The organism is Herbaspirillum sp. 3R11 (assembly GCF_004563925.1).
Classification (GTDB): domain Bacteria; phylum Pseudomonadota; class Gammaproteobacteria; order Burkholderiales; family Burkholderiaceae_D; genus Herbaspirillum.
In genome coordinates this window covers 422,956-432,171 of sequence record NZ_SPNJ01000005.1, presented here as the reverse complement: position 1 = coordinate 432,171, position 9,216 = coordinate 422,956, and the positions used below count along the sequence as shown (strand labels likewise).

Sequence of the window (9,216 nt, the reverse complement as noted above, 5' to 3'; positions counted from 1 at the left end):
CTCGCCGGGCTTTTTTCTTTTCATGCAGAATTAATGTGTGCGTCGAATCGAAGGACTTTGACTGATCCGTGGCTTTTCAATTTTGCGGAGTATCGTGGGACTTCTGCGCTTGAATCTTGCCAACTTGCATCATAAGATCAGCCGATGTTGTTGCAGGAAAGACGGCCCCACATGAATGATTTCCCTTTGCTCTCATCTTCCGCGTCAGCCTTCAGATTGCCTTTCATCCGACCGTTTATTCTTTTCTTTCTTCTTGCCTTCACGTTCGGCGCGATGTCAGCAACTGCTTCTGCGCGCGACACCATCAAGAAAATCCGCGAAACCAAAACCGTCGTGCTGTCCTTCATGGGAAGCGTGGACAATCTGTCGCCATTCGTGGTGATTGAGCCCGACGGCGAAGTCAGCGGCTATACCATCGAAATTTGCCGCAAGATCGTCCAGGGCATTCGCCAGGAACTCCGCCTGCCCGACATCAAGATCCAGTACCTGCCCGTGAATGCGTCATCCCGCTTCAGTGCCCTGCTCGACAATCGCGCCGACCTCGAGTGCAGCGTCAGCACGAATAACGCCGAACGCCGCAAGAAGTTCGCCTTCACCATCCCGCACTTCTTTACCAGCGTACGCATGCTGGTCAAGGCCGGCTCCCCCATCAAGAATTGGAACGACCTGCGCAACAAGCGCGTGGTGACCACGCGCGCCACGGCGATGATCGACGTCATCAACAAGCGCAGCAATATCCGCTATCTCGATCTGACGGTGGTTGAACTGGACGGCGACCGGGAATGTTTTTCGATGCTGGAGCACGGCATGGCTGATGCCTTCATCATGGATGAAATATTGCTGTATGGTGCGCGTGAGAACGCAGTGGATCCCGAAAAATTCATCATCGTCGGTACACCGCTGTCTGTGGAACCCTACGCCATCATGCTGCGCAATGACGACCCCGAATTCAAGAAAATGGTCGATCGGCAAATGGCCAGGTTGGCCAACAGCGGAGAGATATACCGTCTCTACAACCGCTGGTTCATGCAACCGATCGGCCCGGACAAGCGTTCACTCGGCATGCCGATGAGTTATATCCTGCGCGACTCGCTGCGCTATCCGACGGACAAGATCACCAATTGAAATTGCCGATGCAAATTGCATGTCGATGCCAACGCGGCTGCCGGAAACAAGAAGCAAAGAGAATGATGCGGGAAGAAAAGAGAACAGTGCAGAGAGGTTGGCCTGCCCTAAGGGAATCGAACCCCTAACCTATGGCTTAGAAGGCCATTGCTCTATCCGGTTGAGCTAAGGGCAGATCGGTGAATCAAGCAGGAATTGCTGCGCTTGAAATCGTCTTCGGAAATGAAAACGGGCTGTCTTTCGACAGCCCGTTCATGTGTGGTCGGAGTACAAGGATTCGAACCTTGGACCCCCTGGTCCCAAACCAGGTGCGCTACCGGGCTGCGCTACACTCCGAGAAGCGAGATAATATCCCGACATGGTGGTTCGGTCAACACCTTCTTCACATTTTCTTCAATATTTTTAAATTTTCTCCTATGAGCGGGTGCGAAGTTTCATCTTTTGCGGCTTCTGCGCAATCGTACCGCGCGCTCTGCTGCAGGATTCGGAAGCTGAAACATCCCTTGCAGTTTGGTTACACCTTGTTGCGATTCCCTGACCGAAGATAAGGACATCTGCGCGCGAGCCGCATTGTCTGGATTTTCACCTGTTCCTTTTGCGTCAGGTGCAAGAATTGGCAATGCCGTAAATCGTTTATCACTGATTGTCGATACATCGCGCGCTTCCCGTCCAAAGGAGAATCGCCGTGAACAAGAAAACCCTCGCCTGGATCGCCTCCGCCCTTTTTTCGATGGCGTCCGGCCTGTCCAACGTATCCGCGCAGGACATGAATCGTCCGCCTGCCGTCTTCTCGCAGGAAGAGCTGGACCAGATGCTGGCGCCGGTCGCCCTCTATCCCGATTCGCTGCTGGCGCAGGTACTGATGGCGGCTACCTATCCGCTGGAAGTGGTGCAGGCGGCGCGCTTCGTCGACAGTCGCCCCGGCCTGCAAGGCGATGCACTGGCGCGCTCGATCGCGCCGATGCCTTGGGATCCCAGCGTGAAATCGCTGGCGCAATTCCCTTCTGTGCTGGCGATGATGAACGACAAGCTGGATTGGACGCAGCGCCTCGGCGATGCATTCCTGTCGCAGCAGGCCAATGTGATGGACACCGTGCAGAATCTGCGCGTGAAAGCCCAGATCGCCGGCAACCTGCAGTCCAGCAGTCAGCAGCGCATCGTGCAGCAGGAACAGATCATCGTGATCGAGCCGGTCAATCCGCAAGTCATCTACGTGCCTTACTACAATCCGACGGTGGTGTATGGCGGCTGGTGGTGGCCGCAGCGCCCGCCGGTCTATTGGGCGCCGCCGCCGCGCTATCGTCCGCCCACCTATAACGTCTCGATCGGCATTTCCTTCGGCGCCGGCACCGGCATCGTGCGCTCGGTCTACAGCGACGCGCGGCCCGACTGGCGCCAGCATCACGTGCTGGTCAACAACGTGCGCATCAACAATGTCAACGTCACCAATAACGTGACCAGGAACGTCGTCGTCAACAACAAACCCGTTGTCTGGCAGCACAGTCCGCGCAACGGTCGCGACGATCGCCGCCCGGATGTGGGCAATGTATCCCGTCCGAATGCAGCGCCGAATGCCGCCGTCGCCCCCTCTCCGCAAAATCAGGGTCCGCGTCCGGACCAGCGTCCCGGACAGGCTGAGCGCGATAATGACCGCGACCATCGCGGCGACCATGATCGCAATGATCGCAATGACAGGGACAACCGTCGCGACCAGAACCGGCCGGCACAGGCGAACCTGATGGCGCCGAACAATGCCCCGGCTGCACAACGACCGGCTCCGGCTGCGGCGTCGCAATTGCAGGCGCCTCAGCAGGCACCGCAGGCCCGCCCTGCTCCTGCGGCACCTGTTGCGCCTGCTCCATCCGCCATGCATCAGAATCGTCCGGAACGTGCCGAGCGTCCCGATAACGCACCGCGTCCGGAACACCGCCCGGAACCACAGGCAGCGCATCGCGCACCGCCGCCGCAGGCCCAAGCCGCCCCACGCCCCGAGCCGCAAGTACAGCGTTCAGCGCCCGCCGTCCACGCTGCGCCACCGCCGCAGGAACGTCACGAACAGGCCCAGCGGCCCGAGCCGCGGCCTCAGCAACGCGAGGAGCGCGCCGAACGGCCTGATCGTCCCGACAGGAAATAGTGCCTGCCTGAAACCGGCGACCTGCGTCCGGAACGCGGAGAATGGCGGCGAATACGCTATAATCGCGGCTTCCGAGACGTGACCAGGCGCCTAGAGCGCCGGGAAACAAAAGGGTTGGATCTTCCAGCCCTTTTTCTATTTCCGTCACATTCCCATGAACGACGGCAGCACCGCACTTCGGCCGCCTGTCGTACTGGGCGCTCGCCGCTTTCAACGCCTTCGACCTACCGACTCACGATGCAAGACACTACTCCCGATTCCGCGAACGAAGACTCCGGCTCGACCAGCAAGGCCCCGCTTGAACTGATCGCGCGCGAAGTTGCGCGCCGCCGCACCTTCGGCATCATTTCCCACCCCGATGCGGGTAAAACCACGCTGACCGAAAAGCTGCTGCTGTTCTCGGGCGCGATCCAGCTGGCCGGCACCGTCAAGGCGCGCAAGAGCGGCCGCCATGCGACCTCTGACTGGATGGAAATCGAAAAGCAGCGCGGCATCTCGGTGGCCAGCTCGGTCATGCAGTTCGAATACCGCGACCACGTCGTCAACCTGCTCGACACCCCGGGCCACCAGGACTTCTCGGAAGACACCTATCGCGTGCTGACCGCAGTCGACTCGGCGCTGATGGTGATCGACGCCGCCAAGGGCGTGGAAGAACAGACCATCAAGCTGCTCAACGTCTGCCGCATGCGCAACACGCCGATCATCACGTTCATGAACAAGATGGACCGCGAAACGCGCGACCCGCTGGAACTGCTCGACGAGCTCGAATCGGTGCTCAAGATCCAATGCGCGCCAGTGACCTGGCCGATCGGCATGGGCAAGAGTTTCCGCGGCGTGTATCACCTGCTGCGCGACGAAATCATGCTGTTCAAGGCCGGTGAAGAACGCGCCGACGGCAACGTCGAAATCATCAAGGGCATCGACAATCCCAAGCTGGTCGAGATGTTCCCGCTGGAAATCGAACAGCTCAAGATGGAAGTCGAACTAGTGCACGGCGCGTCGCATCCGTTCAACCTGGACGATTTCCTGGCCGGCATCCAGACGCCGGTGTTCTTCGGCTCCGCCATCAACAACTTCGGCGTGCGTGAAATCCTCAATGCCCTGCTCGACTGGGCACCGGCCCCAGGCAGCCGCGACGCCACCGTGCGCAGCGTGGAACCGAAGGAAGCGCCGTTCTCCGGCTTCGTCTTCAAGATCCAGGCCAACATGGACCCGGCCCACCGCGACCGTATCGCTTTCCTGCGCGTGTGCTCGGGACGCTTCGAGCGCGGCATGAAGCTCAAGCACCTGCGCCTGAATCGCGAGATCAAGGTGTCGTCGGTCGTCACCTTCATGGCGTCCAGCCGCGAGCAGGTGGAAGAAGCTTACGCCGGCGACATCATCGGCTTGCCCAACCACGGCAACATGCAGATCGGCGACAGTTTCTCTGAAGGCGAGCTGCTGCAGTTCACGGGCATTCCTTACTTCGCGCCGGACTTCTTCCGCGTCGCGCGCATCCGCAATCCGCTCAAGATCAAGCAGTTGCACAAGGGCTTGCAACAGCTCGGTGAAGAAGGCGCGGTGCAAGTCTTCAAGCCGACCAACAACGGCGACCTGATCCTCGGCGCGGTCGGCGTACTGCAGTTTGAAGTGGTGGCGAGCCGTTTGCTCAATGAATACGGCGTCGACGCCGTGTTCGAGGGCGCCAGTATCAGCAGTGCGCGCTGGGTCACTTGCGACGACAAGAAGAAGCTGGCAGATTTCGAAAAATCATCCGCCGGTTTCAACCTGGCGCACGATGCAGCCGGCAACCTGGCTTATCTGGCAACATCGGGCGTGAACCTTCGCCTGACCCAGGAACGCTGGCCGGAAGTCACCTTCCACGCCACGCGCGAGCATGCCGCCAAGCTTGACTGAATTGACTGAAGCTCTGCTGCAGCAATAAAAAATCCCCGCCAGGTGCGGGGATTTTTTTATTGCGATGCGAGCGAGCCTGCTTCAGGCATTCACGCGGATGGAAAAATCAACGCCGATGCCGCTCCACCACTCCTGCTCTTTCTGCATCCAGTACGACACGGTTGGGTGATCGCGCAGCCAGTCGCGCTTGATGTCGATATCGATGCGGTTCTTCATCTTGAGACGGACGTCGTCAAGATCGAGCGTGATGTGCGCGTGCATGAACATCACTGCCAGTCGCAGCGCCAGCACCGCCTTGGCGAAATCAGGATCGGACACCACTTCGCCGATCTTGCGCAGGTTGCCCTTCTGGCCAAGGATCAGCGTGCTCATCACCCGTTGCTCGCGTGTCGTGAAGCCGGGCAGATCGGCGTTGGCGATCAGGTAGGACGAATGCTTGTGGTAGCTGCTCTGCGACACGATCAGACCGGCTTCGTGCAGCAAGGCGCTCCAGTTCAGATACTTGGCATAGGCTTCGTTGGCGGGCTTGAGCATCTGGAAGAAACCTAGTGCAGTCTCGGCTACCTGGCGCGCGCGCAACTCGTCGATATGGAAGCGTCGGCTGAAATCATCCACCGATTGCTCGCGACGATCGCGCTGCGTGGCGCGCAATTGCAAGTCCCACATCACGCCCATGCGCAGGCCGGCTTCAACCGGCGAGATGACTGAAATATTCAATTCCTGCATCAGGCCGATCAGCACCGCCAGGCCGCCCATGATGACGGCGGCGCGGTCAGGCTTCATGCCGGCCAGTTCGATATGGTCGACGTGGCCGAAAGCGATCAGGCGCTGCTTCAGTTCTTCCACGCTCTCAGGCGTGACGCGACCGTCGCCCATGCCGTTCTTGGCGATCGTGTCGGCGATCGCGCGCATGGTGCCGGACGAGCCGTAGACCTTGCTGCGATGCTGGGCGCCGAACGGCACCACGGCGTCTTCCACATGCGAACGCGCAGACAGGATGGCACGCTCGAACGCGGCTTCATTGATGTAGCCATCGCCGAAAAAAGCCTGGCTCTGATTGACGGTGCCGATGCCGAAGGACTCGACCCGGCGCACGTCGCTGCCATGGCCGAGGATGACTTCGGTCGAACCGCCGCCGATGTCGATCACCAGGCGGTCTTCGTCAGGCAAGGCCAGTGCGCCGGCGACGCCCATGTAGATCAGACGGCCTTCTTCTTCACCGGAAATGATTTCCACCGGGTAGCCGATCGCGCGTTCGGCGTCGGGCAGGAATTCATGCGCGTTCTTGGCGACGCGCAAGGTATTGGTCGCGACCACGCGCACGGCGTCGAGCTGGTAATCGCGCAGGATGGTGCGGAAGCGGGCCAGCGATTCGACCGCGCCGGCAATTGCCTGCGGCGTCAGCTTGCCGTTCTTGTCCAGACCGGCCGCCAGGCGAATCGGATCGCGCGCGCTTTTGACGACACGTATGGTGTCGCCTTCATGCTTGCCGATATGCAGGCGAAAGCTGTTGGAACCAAGATCTACTGCTGCAAACATTCATTCCCTTTCGGAGGGTGTTGAGGCCGTATGGAAATTATTTAGCTAATTTCTGTCGATGCCGAACCGACACAATAGTTGCCTAGCATGACAGTTTCATGACAACCGTATAAGACTTGCCCGACAAACCCGCCGAAAGCTCGCAGGCAGCGGTGAAATCAGGTCTAATAGCGCCAGCCCTTATTTTAACGACTTAGACATGCCCGGTATTCTTTATCTTGTGCCCAATACGCTGGGCCCCGCCGATACGGCGGACAGCAACGTGCTGGCATCCATCCTGCCGACCGAGGTACAGGCGCTGGCCGCACGCCTCGAGTATTTCATCGCGGAAAACGCAAAGACCACGCGCGCCTTCCTCAAGTTGGTCAATGTGCATCATCCGCTGGCCAAACCCTTGCAGGAAATCCGCATCGCCGAACTCAACGTCAACACCGAAGCCGCGGCCTTGCCGACCTTGCTGGCGCCGCTGCTGGCCGGGCAAGATGCCGGACTGATCTCGGAAGCAGGCGTGCCGGCGGTGGCCGACCCCGGCGCCAACCTGGTGCGCTTGGCGCATCAGCACGGCATCCAGGTACGCCCGCTGGTGGGACCGTCGTCGCTGTTGCTGGCGGTCATGAGCAGCGGCCTCAACGGCCAGAGTTTCGCCTTCAACGGCTATCTGCCGACCGACGCCGCACAACGCGCCAAACGCATCAAGCAACTGGAAGATCGTTCGCGCCAGGAAAAACAGACCCAATTGCTGATCGAAACGCCTTATCGCAACGGCGCGATGCTGGAAGCCTTGGCAACTGCCTGCAACGGCAACACGCTGATCAGCGTGGCGACCGACCTGACCTTGGCGAGCGAAGCAATCCGCACGCAGACTGCCGCCAAATGGAAAAGCGAACTTGGCGCCGGCAAGACACCAGACTTTCACAAGAAACCGACGGTGTTCCTGTTGCTGGCCGAATAAATCCTCGTACGGAAATAAAAACAGCCGGCGGAGATGCGATCATCTCCGCCGGCTGTTTTACGTGAACTGCAGAATCAGCGCAGTTGCAATCCGTTGCTGCCCACCATCGATTTGGCGACGCCGCTGCCGACCGCCACGCCGAACTTCTTGAGCACGCGCTCAGGCAAGCCTTCGGTCTGGGTGTAGTCAACCAGGTCTTCCGCTTTGATGACGTCGCGCGCGACGCTGTCGACGGTGCCGAAACCATCGGCCAGGCCCATCTCAACCGCCTTCGAACCGGTCCAGAACAGGCCGGAGAAAGTCTCCGGCGTTTCCTTCAGGCGTTGGCCGCGGCCTTTGCGCACCACGTCGATGAATTGTTGATGGATTTCGTTGAGCATCTGCTGCGCGTATTCCTTCTGCTTAGGATTCTGGGCGCTGAACGGATCGAGGAAACCCTTGTTCTCACCGGCAGTCAGCAGACGGCGCTCGACGCCGACCTTGTCCATCAGGCCGGTGAAGCCGAAACCATCCATCAGCACGCCGATGGAGCCAACGATGCTGGCCTTGTTGACGTAGATCTTGTCGGCCGCCGCGGCGATGTAATAACCGCCGGAGGCGCACATTTCCTCGACCACGACGTACAGCGGCTTCTTCGGGTATTGCTTGCGCAGGCGCACGATTTCATCGTTGATCATGCCGGCCTGGACCGGGCTGCCGCCGGGGCTGTTGATCTTGAGGATCACGCCGAGCGAATCGTCGGCGGCGAACGCCTTGTCCAGCGCCGGAATCACGGCTGCAGCCGAACCCCGGCCTTCGGCTTCGATGGTGCCGGAGATTTCCACCAGCGCGGTATGGGTACCGACCGGCTCCGCTTCCGACTTGGTGTAGTTGAAGGCGCTCCAGACCACGAACACGAGCACGGCCAGGCCGGCGATCTTGAAGAAGATGCTCCAGCGGCGGCGCGCACGTTGTTCCTTGACGGCGAAGAGGGCCAGCTTTTCCAGCACGTCGCGCTCCCAGCCGCCCTTCTTTTCTTCCGCGACTACCGTCGTTGCAGTGCCGGTAGTGGGCGGCACCGGTTCAGCCGGTTTGGGCGGTTGTGCTTCGGGATTTTCAAATTCGTTATTGCTCATATCGTCACTCGGAACGGCAGCCTGCCGATGCCAGCTTATGCACTGCTGGCGAGGGCTGCCGGGGTTCCCGCATGGCTTATGCCAGCGCGGGCCTTACATAATCGTCGGGCGCCCAGAAGATGGCGCCGTCTTTTTCAAACACCATGATCTTACGCAAACGCGCACCCGTACAAGGGCCGCCTTCGCATTTGCCGGTATCGGGCGCATATACCGCGCCGTGTGTTGCGCACATGAGATACAGGCCGCTGGATTCGAAGAACTCGCCCTCTGCCCAATCCAGCTCGATCGGTACGTGGGCGCAGCGGTTCAGGTAACCGTAGACCGCGCCGCCGTAGCGCACCACGAAGCCGGTAGCGTCGTCGCCGTGTACCGATACCGCAAAGCGACGGCCTTTGCCGCCCTCCTCGATCTCAGTCGAGGCGCATACCGGAATCAACACTTCTTCCATAGCCGGG

General features: G+C 60.0%; 7 protein-coding genes and 2 tRNA genes. 4 read left to right on the top strand and 5 right to left on the bottom strand.

Annotated features, from left to right (window positions below; translation table 11 throughout):
- Window positions 1-273 precede the first annotated feature (273 nt).
- Entirely contained in the window at window positions 274-1,125 is an 852-nt protein-coding gene (locus E4P32_RS22055; RefSeq protein WP_233526716.1) for an amino acid ABC transporter substrate-binding protein, read from the top strand.
- Between the two features lie 98 nt (window positions 1,126-1,223).
- Here E4P32_RS22055 and E4P32_RS22050 read toward each other — a convergent pair.
- Both E4P32_RS22050 and E4P32_RS22045 read right to left on the bottom strand, forming a co-directional pair.
- A tRNA-Arg gene (locus tag E4P32_RS22050) sits at window positions 1,224-1,300 on the bottom strand.
- A gap of 84 nt (window positions 1,301-1,384) precedes the next feature.
- A tRNA-Pro gene (locus E4P32_RS22045) sits at window positions 1,385-1,461 on the bottom strand.
- Window positions 1,462-1,810: 349 nt separating this feature from the next.
- On the opposite strand from E4P32_RS22045, the gene E4P32_RS22040 reads away from it, so the two are divergent.
- Complete coding sequence (locus E4P32_RS22040; RefSeq protein WP_167735673.1) at window positions 1,811-3,259, top strand: DUF3300 domain-containing protein; 1,449 nt, start codon at window positions 1,811-1,813, stop codon at window positions 3,257-3,259.
- A gap of 237 nt (window positions 3,260-3,496) precedes the next feature.
- A complete protein-coding gene (locus tag E4P32_RS22035; protein WP_116435699.1) occupies window positions 3,497-5,155 on the top strand; it encodes a peptide chain release factor 3 in 1,659 nt (552 codons plus the stop codon).
- An 81-nt stretch (window positions 5,156-5,236) separates the two neighbouring features.
- On the opposite strand, the gene E4P32_RS22030 is transcribed toward E4P32_RS22035, so the two are convergent.
- Complete coding sequence (locus tag E4P32_RS22030; protein ID WP_116435698.1) at window positions 5,237-6,694, bottom strand: Ppx/GppA phosphatase family protein; 1,458 nt, start codon at window positions 6,692-6,694, stop codon at window positions 5,237-5,239.
- A gap of 199 nt (window positions 6,695-6,893) precedes the next feature.
- Here E4P32_RS22030 and E4P32_RS22025 point away from each other — a divergent pair, with 199 nt between their 5' ends.
- On the top strand, window positions 6,894-7,646 hold the full coding sequence (locus tag E4P32_RS22025; protein ID WP_116435697.1) for an SAM-dependent methyltransferase: 753 nt from the start codon (window positions 6,894-6,896) through the stop codon (window positions 7,644-7,646).
- Window positions 7,647-7,720: 74 nt separating this feature from the next.
- Here the strand turns inward: E4P32_RS22025 and E4P32_RS22020 are convergent, their stop codons facing one another.
- A complete protein-coding gene (locus E4P32_RS22020; RefSeq protein WP_116435696.1) occupies window positions 7,721-8,761 on the bottom strand; it encodes a S49 family peptidase in 1,041 nt (346 codons plus the stop codon).
- 76 nt (window positions 8,762-8,837) lie between these two features.
- Window positions 8,838-9,209, bottom strand: coding sequence for a Rieske 2Fe-2S domain-containing protein (locus E4P32_RS22015; RefSeq protein ID WP_116435695.1), 372 nt, complete (start codon window positions 9,207-9,209; stop codon window positions 8,838-8,840).
- Window positions 9,210-9,216: the final 7 nt, after the last annotated feature.